Genomic DNA, 21,723 nt, shown 5'->3' with positions numbered 1-21,723 from the left:
GGCCCGCATCGGGAATTGCTCTACCGCGTGCTCACGAGCTCGAGCGCCACGAGATCGGAGAGATACTTCTCGATCAACTCGCGCCCGAGGTGCGGAATATCCCCGACGGCCGAGGCGAACTCGTCGGCGGGCAGCATCGCCCCGGACGACGGGTGTTGCGGGTGTGCGTACGAATCGATCAGGGGGAGCAGCGAGTGCGAACGCTGCTTCTCCGGAAGAGCCTCGACTGCTGCGTTGAAACGCTCGAACCACTCGTCGTAGTTGTCGACTATCTCGATGTCGCGACCTGCGGCACGGATCCAATCGACGAACGTGTCCAGCGAGATGTCGTCGTCGTGTGGGTTGAGGATGTCGAAGGTTCGGTAGCCCGAGGTATCCCCACCCGCGATCGACGTGATGGCCGACGCACTGAAATCGGCAGGCAGTCCGTCGTAGTGGGCCAGCGGTCGTCCCTTCTCGTCGGTCGGTGCCCCGGTGTCGGTGGCGTAGAACGTGTGCGGAGCCAGACCGGTTTCGACGACCGACAAGATCAGACGCGTGAACACATCCGGCACGTTGAGCTGCCCCGTCCACGTGCTGTGCGCAAGAATCATGTCCGAGCGAAAGACCGACACCGGTAGGCCGAACTCGTCGAATGCGTTGCGCAACAGCACTTCACCGGCCCACTTGGAGTTGCCGTACCCGTTGGCGTAGGAATCGTCGACAGCCCGCGACGGGCTGTCCGCGCGAATGTCGCCGTTCTCTCGGAAATCCTCGACGCCCGCTGCGACGGCCACCGTCGACAGGTAGGTCACCGGCTTGACGTGGTGAGTGAGCGCCAGCCGGATCACCTCGGCCGTGCCGACGACGTTGGGGCCGAACAGGTGCTCGTAGGGCAGGGCGTGGTTGACCAGCGCGGCGGGATGGACGATGCGATCGACCCGCTCGGACAGCGTCCGGAAGTCCTCGTCACCCAGTCCGAACCGGGGCGTGCCCAGATCGCCCGCCACGACCTCGAGCGCAGCGTCGGCCAAGGTTCGATACCGCTCCGACAGCTCGGCGTCTCCACTGTCGAAGGCTGCGTCGAGTCGGGCTCGCGCGTCGGAATCGGAGCGTCCGCGCACCAGGCAGACCACCTTTCCTCCGATCTCGGCCATGCGCTCGAGCCATTCCAGGCACAGGAAGCGACCGAGGTATCCGTTGGCACCGGTCAGCAGGACCGTGCTGGTCTGTTCTCGCGGACCCGGAATGTGGTGCGCGGCGTCGAGGAGGGCGTCGTCGAGGAATGCCGACAGCCTCAGGTCGGACGCTTCGGCGACGGTTGCGCCGCGACCGTGGATCGATGCGAATGTGGCCGTGTCGGAATCGTTGTCGCGGGCGGAGGAGATGTACTCGGCCAGTGCTGCCAGGTCCATGGCGGGCCCGGTGATCACACCGACCGGAACATCGACATCGTAGATCTCACGGAGGAGCGTCGAGAACGTCAACGCCGACAAAGAATCTCCGCCCAAGTCGCTGAAGTGAGCATCGGGGCGAACATCGGACCCGGCGCATCCCAGCAGAGCCTGTGCGGCATCGCCGACCGTGGTCAGGACAGGGGCATCGGCACCACTGCGCCTGAGCTCACGCAGGCGCTCGTTCTGACCGGATTCGAGTTCTGCGTAACGACGCTCGAGTTCGTCTCCGTAGCGCTCGACCAACTTGGGTCGCAGTTGTTTGCCTGCACCGGACAAGAGCCCGTTCTCCTGCGTGAACGGCTGGTGCTCGACGGTCACGTCACGCGGAATTTCGTACGAGTTCAGCGATTCCTGGCGAGCGATCTCTTGCAGCGATTCGATGACCGAACCCGCGGTTGTGTCCGGTCGAGCCGGAACGACGACTGCCAGGAGATACGCCCGTTGACTGTTGCCGTAGAGGAATATCTGGTCGACCAGCTCACTGGTACCGAACAGCGCTTCGAGGCGGGCGAGGGCCACGAACTCACCCTGGGCCAGCTTCAGCACGTTCTTGCGTCGGTCGACGTAGGCGAGTCGGTCCGGCTCGAGCTCGGCGACGACGTCACCGGTGCGATAGAAGCCTTCGGAGTCGAAGACGTCGGCCGTGACGTCCGGTCGCTTGTAGTAACCGGGAATGATGGACGCCGTCTTGAGCAGGAGCTCACCGCGCGGATGCGGTGTGTCGGTGGAGAAGTAACCGAGTTCGGGCACATCGTCGAGCTTGTATTCGATCACCGGCGGGCGTTGAACGACGCCGTCGTGCAACACCATTCCGGCCTCGGTGGAGCCGTAGTTGTCGCGCACCCGAATATCGAGCAGTTCCGAGACGAAGTCCTTGACCTCGGGAGCGATCGGTGCGGTGCCGACCATCGCTGCCAGGATACGTCCACCGAATTGTTCGATCCTGTTGCGTTCGAGTACCTCTCGACGCGTGCTGTCGGCATCGCCACCGGCAGAGCGTTCGACCTCTCGGTCGATCTCGGCGAGGACGTTGTGCCGAATCATCTCGCACACCCGCGGGATCAACAGGGCCATCGTGGGCCGAGCGAGCGCGAAATCCTCGAACAGGGTCGACAGGTCGCTCGCTCCTGCGAAGTGGACGGTGCCGCCGGCCGCCAGCGTCGAAAAGACCAGGCCACGGCCGGCCAGATGGCTCATCGGAAGGTAGTCGAGGGTTATGACCGGGAAGGCCGGCCGGTCGCTGGCTTCGGAGGATGCTCCGGTGTGGTGCCAGGCACCGGTCCATGCTCCGCACACGATTCGTTCGGTGTGCATCGCCCCCTTGGGGGTTCCGGTGCTGCCGGAGGTGTAGATCAGCGTCGCGAGTCGGTCGGGATCCTCGTCGTCCGGAAGCGGAACCTCCGGGAGTTGCGCGCCGTCGCCGACCAGCTCGGTGAGCGGCCGAACGGAGACTCCCACCCGGTCGGCATCGCTGCGCGCGGACTCCATGATCCGTGCATGTGCGTCGATCGCCCCGTCGTGGTCGAGGACGACGATTCGCCGAATGGACCTGCACTGCGTGGCGACCTGGACCGCGACGGACAGGTTGTCGACATCGGCTGCGAGGACGACAGGTTCGACCTCGTCGGCGATGGCCGAGAGCTGGCCCGCGGTGGCTCCGGCCTGCAACGGAACGGCAATCGCGCCGAGTCGGATAGTGGCCAGTTCCGCTACGACATAGTCGGCACTCGCGAAACCCAGCGTTGCGAAGAAGTCTCCCGAAGCGATACCGATTGCGTCGTGGGTCAGCGCCGAGGCGAGTGCACCGGCGTCGCTCCACGCCTGGCCGTAGGTGACAGTGTCGAAGCGGGGGAGCAGGCGAAGAGTGTTCTTGTCATCGATTCGTGCGATCTCTCGAGCTCGGCGGCCGAGGGCAGGCCGATCTGAGTAACGCGTCATGATCTCGGCGACCACGCGGGCCAGGTTCGGCGACAACTCCTGGGCGGCGTCGGCCACTGCGCTGTCCGGCTCTGCCGCTCGGAACTCCCGATCGGACCGGTGGAGCTCGGTGAAGCGGTCACGCTGTCTGATCTCCCGCTCACGTTCGCTGTCGACGGCCAGTGTGTGCGTCATGCTCGACTCCCCTCCGACGATGCGCACCGGAACTGCCGGGCGCTGTCGATTGTTCGATCAAATATCGTTATCAAAGGTAAGCATATGCCGATGGAGCTCCTTTCAATCGTGATGCTGCTCATAGTCCGGTTCGCCGTAAATGTCTGCCCTGCTGCGGCTTTGGACGTCCAACCGATCAACAGCCCGCAGGCCGGACGGTCTGTCGCGATGCTCGGCGTGGCCGGCGAAACGTGACTTGTATGGTGAGGAAAGTAGTCACGTGCGTCACAGCGCTCACGCAGGAGTGGAACCTCTGCGGAACGACCCATGCGGCGGCGGTGCCCCCTCTCGATCGGAGAAGTGAATGTCGGACGTCCTCTCGCGACGCGACCTGGATTTTCTGCTGTACGAATGGCTGGACGTGGCGGCACTGACTGCTCGACCTCGCTTCGCGGAGCACTCGAAGGAGACCTTCGACGCGGTCCTCGACCTCAGTGCGGACATCGCCCGCAAACACTTCGCGCCGCACAACAAGAAGGCGGACGCGCAGGAGCCGACGATGAATGCGGACGGTTCGGTCGAGCTGATACCGGAAGTCAAGGAAGCGCTCGATGTCTATGCGTCGGCGGGTCTGATCGCCGGGCAGTTCGACGAATCGATCGGCGGCATGCAACTGCCCGCGACCGTCTCCCGGGCAGCGATGGCGTTCTTCCAGGCCGCCAACGCCGGGACGTCCTCGTACCCGTTTCTGACCATGGCCAACGCCAACCTGATCGCGACGTACGGCACGCCGGATCAGGTGCGTGACTATGTCCGGCCCATGCTGGACGGGCGCTGGTTCGGAACCATGTGTCTGTCGGAGCCGCAGGCCGGATCGTCATTGGCGGACATCACGACCAAGGCGGTACCGCAGGACGACGGTAGCTTCCGCATCACCGGTACCAAGATGTGGATTTCGGGTGGAGATCACGAACTCACCGAGAACATCGTCCACCTGGTGCTCGCCAAGACCCCGGGAGGCCCTCCGGGTGTCAAGGGAATCTCGCTGTTCATCGTTCCCAAATTCCTCCCGAACGGCGACGGAGGTACAGGCGAGCGCAACGACATCGTGTTGACCGGCCTCAATCACAAGATGGGCAACCGCGGCACCACGAACACCCTGCTGACGTTCGGCGACGGAACCCACTCTCCCGGTGGGCAACCCGGAGCAGTCGGCTTCCTCGTCGCAGAGGAGAACCGCGGATTGTCGTACATGTTCCACATGATGAACGAAGCCCGGATCGGCGTCGGATTCCTCGCGATCGCCCTCGGGTACGTCGGCTACTTGAAGTCGGTCGAGTACGCGAAGACCCGCACTCAGGGCCGACCGCTCGGCGCCAAGGATCCGGCCGCACCTGCGGTCGCGCTGATCGAACACGCCGACGTTCGTCGAATGTTGTTGGCGCAGAAGTCCTACGTCGAAGGTGCGCTGGCGCTCGGACTCTACTGCTCACGTCTGGTCGATCATCAGGACTCGGCGTCCGACGATGCCGAAGCGGCGCGATCGACACTGTTGCTCGACGTACTGACGCCCATCGCCAAGAGCTGGCCGTCACAGTGGTGCCTCGAAGCCAACAGTCTCGCCATTCAGGTGCACGGCGGCTACGGATACACCCGTGACTACGACGTCGAGCAGCACTACCGCGACAATCGCCTCAATCCCATTCACGAGGGCACACACGGTATTCAAGGTCTGGACCTGCTCGGGCGCAAGGTGATCATGCAGGGCGGCGCGGGATTGGCTCTGCTGTCCGAACACATCGGAGAGACAGTCGAGCGGGCGCACGCTGCGGGCGGTGACGCTGCTCGGTACGCCGCCGAACTGCACGCACGCTTCGGCAGAATCGTCGAGGTGACCGCGGCAGTGTGGGGTACCGGCGACGCCGCTGTGGCGCTGGCGAACTCCACGGCCTACCTCGAGGCGATGGGGCACACGGTCATCGCCTGGATGTGGCTGGAGCAGTTGCTGGCGGTCGGCACGAAATCCGGAGACTTCTACGACGGAAAGCGTTCTGCAGCAAGATACTTCTACGTCTACGAATTGCCGAAGGTGGATGTTCAGCTCGATCTGTTGGCGAGGCTGGACCGCACCACCCTCGATATGTCACCCGCTTGGTTCTGAGTCGAAAACAAGGAGATTCATCGAACATGTCGATCTTGGACAAATTTCGCCTGGACGGTCGCGTCGTCATCGTCACCGGTGCATCCTCCGGACTGGGCGTGGCATTCGCCAAGGCAGCCGCCGAGGCAGGAGCGGATGTGGTGCTCGCCGCACGACGAGTGGACAAGTTGGCGCAGACCGCCGAGTTGATCGACAGCGTCGGAGGTCGGTCGATCACGGTCGCCACCGACGTGGTCGACCCCGATCAGTGCACCGCGATGGTCGAGGCCGCGATGACGGAGTTCGGAAAGGTCGACGTTCTGATCAACAACGCCGGAGTAGGCACGGCCTACCCCGCAACCCGTGAGACACCCGAGCAGTTCCGCTCGGTGATCGACATCAACTTGAACGGGTCGTACTGGGCAGCGCAGGCCTGTGGACGGGTGATGGCACCCGGCAGTTCGATCGTGAACATCTCGAGCATTCTGGGGCTGACCACCGCAGGCCTTCCGCAGGCGGCCTACAGTGCCAGCAAGGCAGCCATCATCGGCCTCACCCGCGATCTCGCGCAGCAGTGGGGCGCGCGAAAAGGCATCAGGGTCAACGCCATTGCGCCAGGTTTCTTCCAGAGCGAGATGACGGACTCGTACCAGCCGGGATACCTCGACTCGATGGCTCCGCGAATGATTCTCGGACGCAAGGGCGATCCCGAAGAACTGGCCGCAACCGCGATCTGGCTCGCCTCGGACGCCGGGGGATACGTGACGGGTCAGACCATCGCCGTCGACGGTGGGATCACGATCACCTGACGGCTGTCACAGCACTGCCGGGACTGCAATCCCCTCGCGGATGAGTCTGCGCGCGACCACCAACGCGTCGTCGGTGTCGAGTCCGGGCAGTGCATCCAGGCGGTACGGTGCTCCCCGGGTCAGCAGGTCGAGAGCGTCCGCGCACTGGAGCGGCATCGTCACGGTCTTGGCGCGCACGATCACGGACACGGCATCGGCCGATCGCACGACGCGCGCGAACACACCGGGCCGAAGTCGGATCGAATCCTCGCCCCGCAACGCTCCCATCGCGGCGACGCTTGCCAGTGGGCGCACCGGTTCCGGTCGGACGAGATCGTCGTGACGATCTGCGACGCGTTCGGCCAGTCGACGTACTGCGTCGGGGTCTCGGCCGATCTCGTCGAGCGCCGCGCGCATGGCGTCCACGACTCGGTGGACATGCGGAACGATGGACTCCGGGTCGGAGTGGTCGAGGCCGGCGGGGAGGGGAGCACGCAGACTCTCGACGTCGCCCAGCGACTTCAGCACGTGGTGGGCGAGGTCGTAGTCGTTGTACGAGGCCACTCCGATGGTCAGGTGCACGGTGGTGTCGCCGAGTGCCTGCGCCGAGTGGATCCACCCGCGCGGTAGGTAGAGCACATCGCCGGGCTCGAGGACGACGTCCAGTTCGGGGGTGCCGAGCGCGTGTGCTTCGACGGCCGACCTTCGGTCCGACCACGGTTGGTTGTTGAGCGGATGCACGTGCACCGGCGAGTGAATGCTCCACCGCTTGGTGCCCGCGATCTGCACGACGAACACGTCGTGCACGTCGTAGTGCGGCGAAAAGCCCTGCGACGCAGCCGGTGTCACATACGAGTTGACCTGCACAGGGTGGCCCAGCTCGCGGACGAGATCGCCGACGAAATGAATGAGCGGCGGCCACAGCCGGTGCAGGCCCTGCAGAACCAGCGTGTTCCCGGCCGCGAACGCCGCCAACACTGCGCCCGAATCCACCTGATCGATCACCTCGGCCCCGAACCCGCCGGACGCCGTGAACTGCGTTCTGTCCAGCAGACGCCCGTCCTTGGCCATGCGCACGAACGGGGTACGTACACCGCGTTCGGCTATCAGCTCGTCCACCGAGTCGAGTGTCATCAGATCGTCGAACGATCCCGACAGCTCGGCGGATCGGGTGAGCTTGGGTGCGATTCCCCAGTGCTGGTCTGCGAACGTCCCGAAGTCTGTACCGGTGAGACGACGGAGCGCGGACCGATGATCCGATCCGCGCTCGCCGCTCGAGTCAGTGCTCAAGCGGTACCGTCCGCACCGCCGTCGTGTCCGTTGGGGTTGGATCCGCCGTCGGCGGGTCCTTCACCGGCTCCGGCGGGGCCGTCTGCTCCGCCGTCGTGACCGTCGGGGTTGGATCCGCCGTCGGCGGGTCCTTCACCGGCTCCGGCCGGGCCGTCTGCTCCGCCGTCATGGCCACCGGGGTTCGATCCGCCGTCGGCGGGTCCTTCGCCTGCGGCTCCGCCCGTGGTGGTGATGTCGTCGTCGTTGATGCTCATCGAGGTCCTTCCGGTAGTGGAGGTTCGTGTGCCCGCGCAGCGCGAGAACATCGGAGGTATTGACGCAAACTGTGTTTCTCAAACAGCGGTGGCGCGGCGAATTTCAGGCAGAGTCATCGGCGATCTGGGGGGCGTTCTCCCGCGTCGCCATCCCGCCTCCGCCGCCGCCGTCCACAGGTCCTGGTCGGCCGCCTTTCGGCGTGTCCGATGTCTTCGCGGTCTCTGTCGGGTTCTCGTTGTCGGTGTTCTCGTCACGTCCCATGGTTCGACAGTAGACCGCCGCGGAGGCCGTGGGACCATGGAACGATGGATCGATCCCGAGCGCAGCACGTGGTGCTGCTGGACGACGAAGGCCGTGCCGTCGGTACGCATGACAAGACCACCGTCCACACGCAGGACACGCCCCTTCACCTCGCGTTTTCCAGCTACGTGGTGAGGTCGGACGGCGCTGTTCTTCTCACGCGCAGAGCGTCGAGCAAGACGACCTGGCCAGGAGTGCTGACCAATACGTGCTGTGGCCACCCGGCTCCCGGTGAGAAGCTCGACGACGCCGTACTGCGCCGAATCGGTGAAGAACTGGGCCTGCGTGCGCAATCCGCCGAGTTGGTACTGCCGCACTTTCGGTACCGCGCCGTCATGGACAACGGAATCGTGGAGAACGAGATATGTCCCGTGTACCGCGTGAGAGTCGACGAGCACGCGACACTCGATCCCGATCCGGCCGAGGTGGAGGAGACTCGATGGGTGTCGTGGCCCGAGTTCTCCGCGGGAGTGCTGGACGGCACCATCGACGTATCACCCTGGTGCCGAACGCAGGTGGAGCAGTTGACCGCTCTGGCCGACGAGCCACTCGGTTGGCCGGCGTCGCCGGACGATCTGCTTCCCCCCGCCGCCCGTCTTGCCGGTACTCACTGATCTCCCCGGGCCTCTAGGGTCGTGCTGTGACTGTCGACGATTCCGGTAGGCCGAAAGAGGACCTGCTCGACCGGGCTTCCGTCGCGCGCGAACTCTCCCGTTTCGCCCATCGCACCGCCGAAGCCGACGGATTGCGCGCCGCCGCGGTCGCCGTTGCGATCGGTGGGCCGCCGGGGGACAGGCGGATGCTTCTGACGAGGAGGCCGGATCGGCTGCGCGCCCATCCGGGCCAGTACGCGTTGCCCGGCGGCGGTGTGGACCCGGGCGAATCCAGGATGCAGGCCTGTCTGCGGGAATTGGCCGAGGAGTTGGGGATTCGAGCCGATGAGACCGACGTGCTCGGCAGGTTGGACGACTACGTCACTCGATCCGGGTATGTCATCACGCCGTTCGTGGTGTGGGTCGGCGACTACTCGTCCTCGTTGCAGCCCAGCGAGGACGAGGTGGCCGAAGTGTTCGAGGTGACGGTCCACGAACTCGACGTCGACGCCCAATTCGTGTCGATTCCCGAATCGACGCGTCCGGTCATTCGATGGCCGTACCGATCCGGGGCCATCCACGCTCCGACCGGCGCGATCGTCCACCAGTTCCGTGAAGTGGCACTGCACGGTCGACACACCCGAGTCGCGGACTTCGAACAGCCGGTGTTCGCGTGGCGCTAACGTGGCCGCAGGCCCGGGTGGGCAGACCGCGACGATCAGGACGAGAAGGAGGTGATCGCCGATGACGAACGATCGTGAGCTCGAGGTGTCGGATCGCATCGCGACCATCCCCAACCTGCTCAGCGCAGTCCGGCTGTTGGGCGTTCCTCTGTTCCTCTACCTCATGCTGGGCCCCGAGGCCGACGGGTGGGCGCTGGTGATCCTGCTCGTCAGCGGTGGAACCGATTGGCTCGACGGCAAACTGGCTCGCATGCTCGGTCAGGCATCGAAGCTGGGTGCCATCCTCGATCCGCTGGTCGACCGGCTCTACGTCGTCAGCACCCTGGTGGCGTTCGTTGTGCGCGGCATCATTCCCTGGTGGGTTGCAGCGATACTCATCGGGCGCGATGCCGTACTCGGCCTGACGATGTTCGTCTATCGCCGCAGATCCCTCCCGCCTCCGGACGTCATCTACCTCGGTAAGGCCGCCACCTTCGTGGTGATGATCGCGCTGCCGGTCCTGCTGGTCTCCGCCGGCAGCAATTCGGTGGCCGACGCTGCAGGACCACTCGGATACGCGTTGCTGATCTGGGGCACGGCTCTGTACGTCTGGACCGGTCTGCTGTACCTCGGTAAAGCGATCGCTGTCGCGAGGGCAGTCGAGCCGACTGCGGCCGGCACCTGACGGTGGAGCCTGCGGAACGACCGGAAAAACAGGTCAGGAGGAATCCCGTCCCGTCGCTGCTGACGTCCTTGTTGACCGACCATCTGGACCCGGGATACGGCGCAGCGGCCGCCGAACGTACGGCGCAGCACACCCGCAAGCCGCGGGTACCTGCGGCGCTCTGGTTGTTGGGCGGTGCCGTCGTGGTCGGGGTGATCTTCGGTATCGCGTTCTCGCAATTGGCTTCCGGCGCCGATGTGGACCGTGCAGGTTCCGATGCGTCGGCTGCTGTCCGCGCCGCGCAGGATCGCAGTGCCGAATTGGAGGCGACGCAACAGGCTCTGGCCGAGCAGGTGTCCTCGGAGCGTGACAGAGCCCTGCAGTCCGATGTCTCGGGCAGTGCGTTGCTGGACCGGTTGAGCGCTGTCGAATCCGCTGCGGGCATCGATTCGGTGTCCGGCCCCGGGCTCTCGGTCGTCGTCACCGAGCCGGTGGCCGAGGACGGTGCGTCGGATCGGTCGGTTCGCCGGGGTTCGGGCGCGGCCGTGCTCGATCGAGACATCGCAGCGATCGTCAATTCGTTGTGGGTGAGCGGTGCCGAGGCGGTGTCGGTGGACGGTATTCGCGTCGGACCGAACGTGACCATCCGGCAGGCAGGCGGGGCAATGCTGTTGGACAATCGTCCTATCGACTCGCCTTACGAGATCGACGCGATCGGGCCGCCGCAGCGCATTCAGGTCCAGTTCGTCGTCAGTGACGCCTATCTGCGGATGAGCACGGTGGCGCAGTTGTACGGCGTCGGATTCACGGTGCGCCCGGCAACCGATCTCGAGTTCGGTCCCGCCGCTGTGAGAGAGTCGTTCCAGGCAGAGGAGGCAGGCCCACGATGACGGAGCACGATCCACCGAATGCCCTATCGGCCGAGTCCGACGTGCCGGTGTCGGCGGACGCTCCGATCACCCCCACCCACGGCGTCTACGCCCTCGCCGCAATTGCCGCATTGATCGTCGGGGTCGTCATCGGCACGGTCGCGGGTCCTCAGGTTCCGGCCGTGGTTGCGCCTTATCTGCCGATCGCCGTAGTCGCGGCGATCGACGCGGTGTTCGGCGGTGTTCGGGCGTTCCTCGACGGAATCTTCGACGCGAAGGTGTTCGTGATCTCGTTTGTCTTCAACGTCCTGGTCGCGGCCCTGATCGTGTGGCTCGGCGACCAGCTCGGGGTGGGAACTCAGCTGTCGACGGCCATTGTCGTCGTCCTCGGAATTCGTATCTTCGGCAACGCGGCCGCTCTGCGCAGACGTCTGTTCGGTGCCTAGATCATGACGGCAGGCGGCGGTAGGCACGGATGGCGCGCGCGACGTCCCGATGCAGAGCTGCGAAGGCACGGAGCGGCATTCGGCGTTCTCGCGCTCGCTCTGCTGTGCGTCCTGGGAATCGGCCTTGCCACGCAGGTACGAGAGGCGAGCACCACCGATGGCCTGGAGAACTCGAGGCCCGAGGACCTACTGGTCGTGCTGGACACCCTGACCCGTCGCGAGGCGTCCATCCGGGACGAGATCAGCACCTTGCAGGCCACTCTGGCAACGTTGCGCGAGTCCGGTTCGGGATCGGAGGCCGCAGTGGCGGAAGCCCAGGAACGATTGTCCGCGTTGTCGATTCAAGTAGGCACCGTCGCAGCCCAGGGGCCAGGCGTGACGCTGGTGATCGAGGACCCGAGCTCGGGTGTGGGATCCGAGGTGCTGCTGGACGCCATGCAGGAACTGCGCGCCGCCGGTGCCGAAGCACTCCAGCTCGAGGGCGGCGCAGATGCCGTCCGTATCGGCGTCGATTCGTGGATCGCCGGTTCCGCGGGTCGGGTGGTGGTCGACGGTCGAGAACTGCGAGCTCCGTATACCTTCACTGCCATCGGAGACCCGCCGACGCTCGCGTCGGCCCTGAACATTCCCGGCGGGGTCGTGGACACGGTGACTCGCAACGGTGCGACGTCGAACATTGCGCAGTCGGACCAGGTCACGGTGTCCGCCTTGCGGGACCCGCGCCCGCGTCAATACGCTCAGCCCGGTAACTGACCGCCCGCTCGCCCGGGCCACGATCGAAGGGAATGCCGCGTTGAGCGACATCGACACACCAGCTGATCTGTACTACACCCCCGAGCACGAGTGGGTGCAGCGCACAGGGCCTGCAACGGTGCGCATCGGTATCACCGATTTCGCGCAGGCGCAGTTGGGCGACGTGGTGTTCGTTCAGCTTCCCTCGATCGGCGACACCGTCACTGCGGGCGAGTCTCTCGGCGAAGTCGAATCCACCAAGAGCGTGTCCGACGTGTTCAGCCCTCTGACCGCGAAAGTGGTTGCCGTGAACCAGGATCTGGACGGTGAACCGGAGAAGGTGAACTCGGGACCCTACACCGGAGGCTGGCTGATCGACCTCGAGGTTTCGACACCGGAGGAGTTGGACGCGGCACTGGCGCAGATGCTCGATGCCGCCGGATATGCTGACATCACGGCCGAGTGATCGGCCGGCTGTCGACACCAGCCAACAGGCCACACGGCCCCCGCTGCGCAGGGTACGGTCGACACCGAGCGAATACCCTGTCGGGGCGAAGGTCCAGCAAGCTGTACGACGCTACGCAACACCGAACGCCAAGCAACACCTGATGTGAAGACCATGTACTGCGTTACCCGCGGCGTTCTCTGCCCCGGGTGAACGGACTGAGAAGGAGTAACGGTGAGCCAGAACGACAACGACAGCAACTACGGGGAGTCACCGGCAGAGACCACCTCGGTCTTCCGTGCAGATTTCCTGCAGGAGCTGGACAACTCCGCGGCCGCCCAGAGCACCGAAGCTCCGGTATCGGGTGTCGAGGGGTTGCCTGTCGGTGCCGCACTGCTCGTCGTCAAGCGAGGACCGAACGCCGGATCACGGTTCCTGCTCGACCAGCCGACCACCTCGGCCGGTCGGCATCCCGACAGTGACATCTTCCTCGACGATGTCACCGTCAGCCGTCGGCACGCTGAGTTCCGGCAGGACGAGGACGACTTCCAGGTCGTCGACGTCGGCAGCCTGAACGGCACGTACGTCAACCGCGAGCCGGTCGACTCCGCCGTGCTGGCCAACGGCGACGAGGTCCAGATCGGCAAGTTCCGCCTGGTGTTCCTCACCGGACCGCGGGGCGGCAACGGATCTCAGGTCGGCGACGCGTCTGCGGGTGCAGGAAGCCAGTGACCGCCGTCGGGCAGCAGTCCAACGGGGGGATGTCGATTGGCTCCGTCCTCGATCGACTTCGGCCCGACTTTCCTGATGTCACCATCTCGAAGATCAGATTCCTCGAAGCCGAGGGGCTGATCTCGCCGGAGCGCACACCGTCGGGGTACCGGCGGTTCTCCATCGCGGATTGCGAGCGTCTGCGTTTCGTGCTGACCGCGCAGCGCGATCAGTACCTGCCGCTCAAGGTGATCAAGGAACAACTCGAAGCCATCGACCACGGGGTCGCCACCGTGGAGCGGGCCGATGCGTCGGTCAAGCGTCCGCGGTCGCTCACGGTTGCCGCGGGTGAGGTGTCCCCAGAGGAGTTCCTGCCCGATCGTGAGGTTCGTATCGCCAAGGCGGATCTACTCGCTCAGGCGGGGATCGACGATGCGTTTCTCACCGAGCTGCTGCGAGCCGGTCTGATCACCCCCGGGCAGGCCGGTTTCTACGACGACGGAGCCGTGACGCTCGCCCGAACGGCGCACGCGATGTTGCAGTTCGGTCTCGAAGTGCGCCACCTCCGCGCCTTCAAGCTCGCGGCGGACCGCGAAGCCGGCCTGGTCGCGCAGATTGCCGGACCCGTTGCCAAGGGACGAGACGCCGGAGCGCGCGATCGAGCAGAAGAAATGATTCGCGAGTTGGCCGCACTGTCCTTGACCTTGCACACCTGCCTGGTCAAAGCAGCGGTGCGCGGTGCACTCGATCGGTGACGCTCGCTCGCGTCGTTTCGAATTCCAATAGACTCGGCAGCGACGAGCTGAGCCAGTTTCAGTGCAGCCCGGATTTCTCGAGGTGAGAGGCAGACACGATGAGTGAGATGCGTGTGGTCGGTATTCGTGTCGAACAGCCGCAGAACCAGCCCGTGTTGCTGTTGCGCGAGGCCGACGGCGACCGGTACCTCCCGATCTGGATCGGTCAAACCGAGGCTGCTGCAATTGCTTTGGAGCAGCAGGGTGTGCAACCCGCTCGGCCACTCACCCACGATCTCGTCAAGAATCTGATCTCGGCACTGGGGCACCAGCTCAAGGAGGTGCGCATCGTCGATCTGCAGGAGGGCACCTTCTACGCCGATCTCGTGTTCGACAAGGACATCAGAGTCTCCGCTCGGCCGTCGGATTCCGTTGCCATCGCTCTTCGGGCCGGGGTGCCGATCTTCGCCGAGGAGCCTGTGCTCGCCGAAGCCGGGTTGATCATGCCCGACGAGCGCGAGGACGAGGTCGAGAAGTTCAAGGAGTTCCTCGAATCGGTCTCTCCGGACGACTTCAAAGCCACCGACGGGTAACAGAAGAGTCTCAACCTCAACTTTAGGTTCAGGTTTACGGCGCGTTGCGTTGAATCTGCACGATCGTCCCCATAACGTTCGTGCCAGTGAAGTTCATCGCCGCCGCTGGACCGATCCGGTGCAGTTCACGCCTCTTCGACACCTGTCGAGGCGTACTCTGGCCTGGTACACGGTATGACTTCACGCGAGTACACCGAGACATTTCCAGTGTCTCGGACGGATCGCAGTACTGACTCGATCCGAACGCAGTGATACATCCGAGAGGGAGCAGTCAGTGGGAGATCAGCCGCAGCAGCATCACGGCAGTCGAGGTTCCGAAGCCGCAGGCCGGACCGAGGACACGCCCGTCGGTGCCGATGCTCGGGTCGACACCCCCGAACAGGCGTCGAGCGCCCGAATCGAAGCGCCCCAGGACATTCAGCCGGGATTGTTCCCGGACGACTCCGTGCCCGACGAACTCGTGGGCTACCGCGTGCCGAGTGCCTGCCAGATCGCCGGCATCACCTACCGTCAGCTCGATTACTGGGCCCGCACCGGGCTCGTCGTCCCGTCGATCCGCGGCGCAGCGGGTTCGGGAAGCCAGCGGCTGTACTCGTTCAAGGACATGCTGGTCCTCAAGATCGTCAAGCGGCTGCTCGATACCGGTATCTCGCTGCAGAACATCCGAGTCGCAGTCGATCACCTGCGCCAGCGTGGCGTGGGCGATCTCGCCAACATCACGCTGTTCTCCGACGGCACCACCGTCTACGAGTGCACCTCGGCAGAAGAAGTTGTCGACCTGCTCCAAGGCGGGCAAGGCGTGTTCGGCATCGCCGTGAACGGTGCAATGCGCGAGCTCACCGGCACCATCGCCGACTTCCCGGCCGAACGTGCCGACGGCGGTGAAAGCCAGCCGAGCCCCGAGGACGAGTTGGCCTCGCGACGCAAGAATCGCGCGAGCCGCAAGACCGGCTAGACTTTCCCCGTCGCGCCCGCGCGGGAGAGTTCCGAGGCATCCAGTCTCGGACGCCGAAGGAGCAATACCTCCCCGTCAATCTCTCAGGCACACGGACCGTGTGGGCTTCGACAACTCTGGAAAGTGGTGGGAGCACCCACCCGCCCAAGGGGAAAGGTGCCGGCGCGCCGAAGTGGCGCGCCGTGTCCGACCGAATCTCTCAGGCGCACGCGTCAGCGGGCACACGACAGAGGGGGAGGAGCGGCCGGAGCGTATGCCTCGGTCGTCCGACGCCTCGTCTTTCCGGCACCTGGGAGCACATCGTGACCGACCGAACCGCTTCGCCCGCACACACTTTCGTGGACCGTCACATCGGCCCGGACCCGACCGAGTTGGTTCGCATCCTCGACACGATCGGCGTCGCCTCGCTCGACGAGCTGGCCCGCAAGGCCGTTCCGTCCTCGATCCTCGACACCGTGGTCGACGGCGTTCCCGACGGCTTGGCGACGCTTCCGCCTGCGCTGAGCGAGCACGAGGTGCTTGCCGCACTGGCCGACCTCGCCGGGCAGAACACCGTGGCGACGTCGATGATCGGCCTCGGCTACTACGACACGCTGACCCCGCCGGTGCTGACCCGGGGCATTCTGGAGAACCCGGCCTGGTACACCGCGTACACGCCGTATCAGCCCGAAATCAGCCAGGGGCGACTCGAAGCGCTGCTGAACTTCCAGACCATGGTTGCCGACCTCACCGGCATGGACGTGGCGAATGCATCGATGCTCGACGAGTCGACGGCGGCCGCCGAATCCATGACCTTGATGCGTCGCGCGAACAGGGCATCGAAGTCGCCTCGACTACTGGTCGATTCCGACATCTTCCCGCAGACCGTGGCCGTATTGGCCACTCGCGCCGAGCCGTTGGGGATCGAACTGGTCTACGCCGATCTGACCGACGGCCTCCCCGATGGAGAATTCTTCGGTGTCCTCGCGCAGCTGCCCGGAGCGTCTGGCCGTCTGGTCGATCACACGGCGATCATCGAGGCCGCGCACGAGCGCGGCGCGCTGGTTGCCGTAGGAGTGGACCTGCTCGCTGCCACCGTGGTGACTCCGCCCGGTGAGATCGGTGCGGATGTCTGCTTCGGAACCACCCAGCGATTCGGCGTTCCGATGGGATACGGCGGACCGCACGCCGGCTACCTCGCAGTGCGATCCGGTCATTCCCGTCAGCTACCCGGCCGTCTGGTCGGGGTCTCGCTCGATGCGGACGGTCACAGCGCCTACCGACTGGCGCTGCAGACCCGCGAGCAGCACATCCGCCGCGAGAAGGCCACTTCCAACATCTGTACCGCTCAGGTCCTGCTGGCCATCGTCGCTGCGATGTACGCCAGCTACCACGGCGCAGACGGACTGCGGGCCATAGCAACTCGGGTGAATACGCATGCTCGAACCGTGGCGGCAGGTCTGCGGGCAGCGGGGATCGACGTGGTGCACACGGAATTCTTCGACACCGTCCTCGCTGCCATCCCGGGTGGCGCTCAGGCCGTCGTCGACGGTGCCAAGCAGCGTGGCATCAATCTGCGGCTGGTCGACGCCGACCATGTGGCCGTCGCGTGCGACGAGGCGACGACGCCCGAGCACATCGCGAACGCGCTCGCCGCGTTCGGTGCAGAACCCGCCGGTTCCGGGGCCGTGTCGTTGCCCGCGAACACGACTCGCACCTCGGAGTACCTCACGCACCCGGCCTTCACCCGGTACCGCACCGAGACCGCCATGCTGCGCTATCTGCGTGCGTTGTCCGACAAGGACATTGCGCTCGATCGCAGCATGATTCCGCTGGGCTCGTGCACGATGAAGCTGAACGCGACCGCGGAGATGGAGTCCATCACCTGGCCGCAGTTCGCCCGTCAGCACCCCTTCGCCCCGTCCTCGGACGTGCCCGGACTGCTGCGGGTGATCGCCGACCTGGAACGGTGGCTCGTGGACATCACCGGCTACGACGCGGTCAGCCTGCAGCCCAACGCGGGAAGCCAAGGCGAGTACGCGGGTCTGCTCGCCATTCGTCGCTACCACCTCGGCAACGGTGATGCCGAGCGCACCGTGTGCCTGATCCCGTCGAGCGCCCACGGAACCAACGCAGCCTCGGCCGTGATGGTGGGCATGCGCGTGGTGGTCGTGGCCTGCCGGCCGAACGGCGACGTCGATGTCGACGACCTGCGCGCCAAGATCGCCGAGCACTCCGACACCCTGGCCGCGATCATGATCACCTATCCGTCAACCCACGGCGTGTACGAGCACGAGATCTCCGAGATCTGTGCAGCGGTCCACGACGCGGGCGGTCAGGTGTACGTCGACGGTGCCAACCTCAACGCTCTCGTCGGGCTGGCACGCCCCGGCCGATTCGGCGGCGACGTCAGCCACCTGAACCTGCACAAGACATTCTGCATCCCGCACGGAGGCGGCGGGCCCGGGGTCGGACCCATCGGTGTGCGGTCGCACCTGCAGCCGTACCTGCCGGGTCACCCACTGGCCCCGCAGCTCGGTTCGGGACCGACGGTGTCCGGTGCCCCCTACGGCAGTGCCTCGATCCTGACGATCACGTGGGCCTACATCGCGATGATGGGTGCGACGGGGCTACGGCAGGCGACGTTGACGGCGATTGCGTCGGCCAACTACATCGCCCGTCGCCTCGACGAGTACTTCCCGGTTCTGTACACCGGCGACAACGGCATGGTTGCCCACGAGTGCATCCTCGATCTGCGAGGCCTGACCAAGGACACCGGAGTCACCGTCGACGACGTTGCGAAAAGGTTGGCGGACTACGGCTTCCACGCGCCCACGATGAGCTTCCCGGTGCCGGGAACTCTCATGGTCGAGCCGACCGAGAGCGAGAATCTCGAGGAGATCGACGCGTTCTGCGATGCGATGATCGCCATCAGGGGAGAGATCGATCGCGTCGGATCGGGCGAATGGACGGTCGAGGACAACCCACTTCGAGGTGCACCGCACACCGCTCGGAGTCTGGTTGCCGAGTGGGATCACCCGTACTCACGGGAACTCGCTGCCTACCCGGCGGGCTACGACCGTCCCAAGGTGTGGCCCGCGGTGCGTCGCATCGACGGTGCCCACGGTGATCGCAATCTGGTGTGCTCGTGCCCACCGATCGAGGCGTTCGCCTGAGCCGAGAACAGAGCCCGCCACGTCGACGTGGCGGGCTCTGTCGTCTTCGCGTCGGGGGCTTCAGCCCCGGGTGAGCTCGAGCATCGCGATCTCGGGCGGAGCGGCGACGCGGACCGGTGGACCCCACGCACCCGCGCCGCGGGTGGTGTACAGCGTGGTGTTGCCGATCGTGTCCAGCCCTTCGACACTGGGCTGCTGTAGCGGCACCAGATAACGGATCGGCCAGATCTGACCCCCGTGCGTGTGCCCGGACACCTGCATGTCGACTCCGAAGTCCGATGCCTCCACCGCCTGCAACGGCTGGTGTGCCATCAGTAGTACGAATCGATCGGGATCGATCCCGTCCAATGCCGCGGCGAGATCGGGTTCGTACGGGGCCGGTGCGGTGGCGTCGTTGATGCCGGCGATATCGATTGCAGCGTCGCCGCGAGTGATCGTCGCGCGTTCGTTGCGCAGAACGTCGATGCCGAGCGTCGACCAGAAGTCGAGCCATTCGCCGCCGTCGCCCGCGTAGAACTCGTGATTGCCGCTGACGGCGAACACACCGAGCGGGGCGTCGAGGTCGCGGAGCGGCTCGAGATCTGCTCCCACCAGGGCAACCGTGCCGTCGATGAGATCGCCGTCGAGCAGCACGACATCTGGATTCTGGGCGTTGATCGAATCGACGACCTCACGAACGAAGTCCGCGCCGCGGGAGGGACCGGCATGCAGATCCGACACCAACGCCACTCGGACTCCGTCGAATTCGGTCGGTAGCCGGTCGAGTGCGACGCCGGTGTTCGTCGCACGCGGAGTTGCCGCCTCGACGAGTCCGTACCCCACTGCGACCACGCTGACCAGTGCCACCGCCGCCGAGCCGATCCTCGACACACGCAGTCGAGCAGCGGACGAATCACGATGCCTCGCAGCGAAAACCACTCTCATGACGGTGCATACCACGGCCACCAGAAGCGTTCCCAGGAACAAGTACAGCACGACGGCGAGCCAGCTGAGGCCGACGAACGCGGGGCCCCGTGCCCAGGACGGATCGAATGCGACGCCGCTGCCGAAGCCGATCACCGCACACAGCCACAGGAGCGCCAGCACGGCATCGACAGCCCGTTTGGGACGAGTCGGGATCCTGGTCACGGAGAGGAATCGCCAGTGCAGAAACAGGGTGACGAGGAGTAAGAAGACGCCGACAAAAAGTACACGAGACATGTTCTAGTACAGCAACTTTCCGAGTCGATCGATGAGGTCTGGCGAATCCGATGTCGATACTGCTTCCACGGTGCCGCCGGTTTGGGCGGCGATGTCGTCGAACGTGGAGGCATCGGAGTTGTCCCCGATCCGCACGATGTTCACCGCGACCGGACGCGCCGGATCGGCCGCTGCGGTCAGGTCGGTGAGCAAATCCTGCGTGGACAAGGACGAGTCGTCCGGGCCGTCGGTGATCAGCACGACGGAATTGACGCGGCCGGGAACGTATCCGGCCACGGCGTCGAGATACGCGACCAGGACCGACGCATAGGTGAACGACCCGGTTGCCGGCGTCAACGCCGCCGCGGTGGTGGAGAGTGCTGCGCGTCTGGGAGTCGGCCCGATCGCAGCCGTCATCGGACCGGTCGGAACATCCACTCGGAACGGCAGCGAGTTGTTCAGATCCTCGCTGAAGCTCCACAGGCCCAGCTCGGTGGAGTCGGGTACTCGCTGGAACTGCTCGTCGAGGGCGCGAACCGTGTTCTGCAGCCGAGTTGCACTGCCTTCGGCGGTGCCCATCGACTCGGATACGTCGAGCAGTACCGTGGCGCGGCGCGGCAGGACCGGATTTCGCAACACGGCCAGCAGTGCGTCGGCGACCGGTCCGGAAGGAGCAGTGACCGCGTCCGCGTTCACTGTCTCGCCGACGCCGAAGCCCGCATCCGTGAGCAACTGCGCACCGTCCGGCTGCCGGACGAAATCGACGAACGCGGCGGCAGCCCGGGTCGATGTCTCATCACCGGAGAGCACGGCCGCGGGATGATCGGCAACGGGAGCGGGGCCCTGAGGCTCGACGGCGGCCAACGTCGAGGAATCGGTCGATGCCAGCTGTTGTTCGGTGACCGGAACCGCGTGGACGGGGCCGTCGGGGCCGGGCGCGTTCTCGAGGGCCGCGAGCGCGTCGTAGGTGGTGGACGCGGACGTCGCGGAGGCACCGGTGTCGGTGAGAGCCAGCTCCGACACTGCCGAGATCAGTTCTCTCGACGAGACCTGTTCGAGGGTCAGTGCAGTGGTCGGATCGCCGCGTACCCCGGCAGCGATCGCGGCGACCGCGAGTGTGGTTGCGCCGGAATCGGATCCGGTCGGAAGGGCGAGACGGAGCGCACCCCACTCGCCGAGACCGAGGGCCTGTGGGTCGCGTTGCAGTCGGACCAGGTCGGCCCAGCTCACAGTGGTCAGAGCGTCGGCCACAGCAGACGGCACCGCGAGTACGACCGGACTCGTCGCGAGTGGCCGCGGGGTGCCGTCGACGGCACCCCTGTCGGTGACGGCTTGGACGTCGCCCGAGGACTGAGGTATCCACAGGCCCGGCCGAGCACCGAGTGCTTCGACGTCCCAGTTGTCGATACCGGCGTTCAACGCCGTCCGCACGGCGTCCGAAGACGTCGCTCGAACCTGCACCGTCACACAGTGATCCCGCACCACCGGTGCAGTGTCGTTGAATCGAGCAGCCAGTTGTTCGACAGGCCCGAAGATGTCGGGATCGGCGGCGACAGTGAGCACCGCCGATCCCTCCACACAGGTGTCGGCAGCTTCGACCCCTTGATCGAAGATGCGATCCCGCAGCTGAAACCATCCGAACACGGCCGCAACCAGCACCGCGATCGTTATCACGACGATCACGG

The 21,723-nt window shown here is 65.4% G+C and carries 20 protein-coding genes and 1 riboswitch; of the genes, 14 read left to right on the top strand and 6 right to left on the bottom strand.

From position 1 onward, the window contains the following. Positions 1–20: 20 nt before the first annotated feature. A complete protein-coding gene (gene car, locus ABZ677_RS18700; protein WP_037189966.1) occupies positions 21–3,548 on the bottom strand; it encodes a carboxylic acid reductase in 3,528 nt (1,175 codons plus the stop codon). A 343-nt stretch (positions 3,549–3,891) separates the two neighbouring features. Between car and ABZ677_RS18695 the strand changes: the two genes are divergently transcribed. Then, on the top strand, positions 3,892–5,688 hold the full coding sequence (locus ABZ677_RS18695; RefSeq protein ID WP_358371976.1) for an acyl-CoA dehydrogenase: 1,797 nt from the start codon (positions 3,892–3,894) through the stop codon (positions 5,686–5,688). A 26-nt stretch (positions 5,689–5,714) separates the two neighbouring features. Then, on the top strand, positions 5,715–6,476 hold the full coding sequence (locus ABZ677_RS18690) for a glucose 1-dehydrogenase (RefSeq protein WP_094634450.1): 762 nt from the start codon (positions 5,715–5,717) through the stop codon (positions 6,474–6,476). A 6-nt stretch (positions 6,477–6,482) separates the two neighbouring features. On the opposite strand, the gene ABZ677_RS18685 is transcribed toward ABZ677_RS18690, so the two are convergent. From ABZ677_RS18685 to ABZ677_RS18675, 3 genes are all read right to left on the bottom strand, one after another. Continuing rightward, the gene (locus ABZ677_RS18685) at positions 6,483–7,745 is read right to left on the bottom strand and encodes a cupin domain-containing protein (RefSeq protein WP_358371974.1); all 1,263 of its coding nucleotides are present in this window, start codon (positions 7,743–7,745) and stop codon (positions 6,483–6,485) included. Beyond that, positions 7,742–7,999 carry a hypothetical protein gene (locus tag ABZ677_RS18680; protein ID WP_032398144.1) on the bottom strand — a complete coding sequence of 86 codons (258 nt, stop codon included), beginning with the start codon at positions 7,997–7,999 and terminating at the stop codon, positions 7,742–7,744. Before ABZ677_RS18680 ends, ABZ677_RS18685 begins: the two co-directional genes overlap by 4 nt. Positions 8,000–8,102: 103 nt before the next feature. Continuing rightward, the gene (locus ABZ677_RS18675; protein ID WP_358371971.1) at positions 8,103–8,261 is read right to left on the bottom strand and encodes a hypothetical protein; all 159 of its coding nucleotides are present in this window, start codon (positions 8,259–8,261) and stop codon (positions 8,103–8,105) included. Positions 8,262–8,305: 44 nt separating this feature from the next. Between ABZ677_RS18675 and idi the strand changes: the two genes are divergently transcribed. The 12 genes from idi to gcvP all read left to right on the top strand — a co-directional run bounded on the left by idi (position 8,306) and on the right by gcvP (position 18,859). Next, positions 8,306–8,914, top strand: coding sequence for an isopentenyl-diphosphate Delta-isomerase (idi, locus tag ABZ677_RS18670; protein ID WP_037189239.1), 609 nt, complete (start codon positions 8,306–8,308; stop codon positions 8,912–8,914). A gap of 131 nt (positions 8,915–9,045) precedes the next feature. Then, on the top strand, positions 9,046–9,576 hold the full coding sequence (locus tag ABZ677_RS18665) for a CoA pyrophosphatase (protein WP_230596233.1): 531 nt from the start codon (positions 9,046–9,048) through the stop codon (positions 9,574–9,576). Positions 9,577–9,637: 61 nt separating this feature from the next. Beyond that, complete coding sequence (locus ABZ677_RS18660; protein WP_358371969.1) at positions 9,638–10,240, top strand: CDP-alcohol phosphatidyltransferase family protein; 603 nt, start codon at positions 9,638–9,640, stop codon at positions 10,238–10,240. A gap of 71 nt (positions 10,241–10,311) precedes the next feature. Continuing rightward, on the top strand, positions 10,312–11,109 hold the full coding sequence (locus ABZ677_RS18655) for a DUF881 domain-containing protein (RefSeq protein ID WP_230596205.1): 798 nt from the start codon (positions 10,312–10,314) through the stop codon (positions 11,107–11,109). After that, entirely contained in the window at positions 11,106–11,534 is a 429-nt protein-coding gene (locus ABZ677_RS18650) for a DUF1290 domain-containing protein (RefSeq protein ID WP_082323574.1), read from the top strand. Before ABZ677_RS18655 ends, ABZ677_RS18650 begins: the two co-directional genes overlap by 4 nt. A 3-nt stretch (positions 11,535–11,537) precedes the next feature. Continuing rightward, a complete protein-coding gene (locus ABZ677_RS18645) occupies positions 11,538–12,287 on the top strand; it encodes a DUF881 domain-containing protein (protein ID WP_358371964.1) in 750 nt (249 codons plus the stop codon). A 40-nt stretch (positions 12,288–12,327) separates the two neighbouring features. Beyond that, complete coding sequence (gene gcvH, locus ABZ677_RS18640) at positions 12,328–12,732, top strand: glycine cleavage system protein GcvH (protein WP_037189244.1); 405 nt, start codon at positions 12,328–12,330, stop codon at positions 12,730–12,732. Positions 12,733–12,945: 213 nt separating this feature from the next. Further along, complete coding sequence (locus ABZ677_RS18635; RefSeq protein ID WP_032377955.1) at positions 12,946–13,443, top strand: FHA domain-containing protein; 498 nt, start codon at positions 12,946–12,948, stop codon at positions 13,441–13,443. Then, a complete protein-coding gene (locus tag ABZ677_RS18630) occupies positions 13,440–14,177 on the top strand; it encodes a MerR family transcriptional regulator (RefSeq protein ID WP_037189245.1) in 738 nt (245 codons plus the stop codon). Before ABZ677_RS18635 ends, ABZ677_RS18630 begins: the two co-directional genes overlap by 4 nt. A 98-nt stretch (positions 14,178–14,275) precedes the next feature. Beyond that, on the top strand, positions 14,276–14,749 hold the full coding sequence (locus ABZ677_RS18625) for a bifunctional nuclease family protein (RefSeq protein WP_037189246.1): 474 nt from the start codon (positions 14,276–14,278) through the stop codon (positions 14,747–14,749). A 397-nt stretch (positions 14,750–15,146) separates the two neighbouring features. Next, positions 15,147–15,704, top strand: coding sequence for a MerR family transcriptional regulator (locus ABZ677_RS18620; RefSeq protein WP_052047548.1), 558 nt, complete (start codon positions 15,147–15,149; stop codon positions 15,702–15,704). An 11-nt stretch (positions 15,705–15,715) separates the two neighbouring features. After that, positions 15,716–15,813, top strand: a riboswitch (glycine riboswitch). 193 nt (positions 15,814–16,006) lie between these two features. Beyond that, positions 16,007–18,859: an aminomethyl-transferring glycine dehydrogenase gene (gene gcvP / locus ABZ677_RS18615; RefSeq protein WP_358371959.1), complete on the top strand. Its 2,853-nt coding sequence runs from the start codon at positions 16,007–16,009 to the stop codon at positions 18,857–18,859. A gap of 60 nt (positions 18,860–18,919) precedes the next feature. Here the strand turns inward: gcvP and ABZ677_RS18610 are convergent, their stop codons facing one another. Together ABZ677_RS18610 and ABZ677_RS18605 are read right to left on the bottom strand one after the other, a co-directional pair. Beyond that, entirely contained in the window at positions 18,920–20,059 is a 1,140-nt protein-coding gene (locus tag ABZ677_RS18610; protein WP_358371957.1) for a metallophosphoesterase, read from the bottom strand. 3 nt (positions 20,060–20,062) lie between these two features. Further along, positions 20,063–21,721, bottom strand: coding sequence for a substrate-binding and VWA domain-containing protein (locus ABZ677_RS18605; RefSeq protein ID WP_358371954.1), 1,659 nt, complete (start codon positions 21,719–21,721; stop codon positions 20,063–20,065). Between the last annotated feature and the right edge of the window lie 2 nt (positions 21,722–21,723).

Origin of the sequence: Rhodococcus sp. NPDC006774 (assembly GCF_040636045.1) — a bacterium.
GTDB lineage: Bacteria > Actinomycetota > Actinomycetes > Mycobacteriales > Mycobacteriaceae > Rhodococcoides.
This window is presented reverse-complemented; position numbering and strand designations above follow the sequence as displayed.

What these genes read in the sequence shown, in the direction of transcription:
- idi (WP_037189239.1), top strand. Translation starts at nt 8,306, where the DNA reads ATGGATCGATCCCGAGCGCAGCACGTGGTGCTGCTGGACGACGAAGGC.
- ABZ677_RS18625 (WP_037189246.1), top strand. Translation starts at nt 14,276, where the DNA reads ATGAGTGAGATGCGTGTGGTCGGTATTCGTGTCGAACAGCCGCAGAAC.
- ABZ677_RS18645 (WP_358371964.1), top strand. Translation starts at nt 11,538, where the DNA reads ATGACGGCAGGCGGCGGTAGGCACGGATGGCGCGCGCGACGTCCCGAT.
- car (WP_037189966.1), bottom strand. Translation starts at nt 3,548, where the DNA reads ATGACGCACACACTGGCCGTCGACAGCGAACGTGAGCGGGAGATCAGA.
- ABZ677_RS18650 (WP_082323574.1), top strand. Translation starts at nt 11,106, where the DNA reads ATGACGGAGCACGATCCACCGAATGCCCTATCGGCCGAGTCCGACGTG.
- ABZ677_RS18660 (WP_358371969.1), top strand. Translation starts at nt 9,638, where the DNA reads ATGACGAACGATCGTGAGCTCGAGGTGTCGGATCGCATCGCGACCATC.
- ABZ677_RS18695 (WP_358371976.1), top strand. Translation starts at nt 3,892, where the DNA reads ATGTCGGACGTCCTCTCGCGACGCGACCTGGATTTTCTGCTGTACGAA.
- ABZ677_RS18610 (WP_358371957.1), bottom strand. Translation starts at nt 20,059, where the DNA reads ATGTCTCGTGTACTTTTTGTCGGCGTCTTCTTACTCCTCGTCACCCTG.
- ABZ677_RS18675 (WP_358371971.1), bottom strand. Translation starts at nt 8,261, where the DNA reads ATGGGACGTGACGAGAACACCGACAACGAGAACCCGACAGAGACCGCG.
- ABZ677_RS18680 (WP_032398144.1), bottom strand. Translation starts at nt 7,999, where the DNA reads ATGAGCATCAACGACGACGACATCACCACCACGGGCGGAGCCGCAGGC.
- ABZ677_RS18690 (WP_094634450.1), top strand. Translation starts at nt 5,715, where the DNA reads ATGTCGATCTTGGACAAATTTCGCCTGGACGGTCGCGTCGTCATCGTC.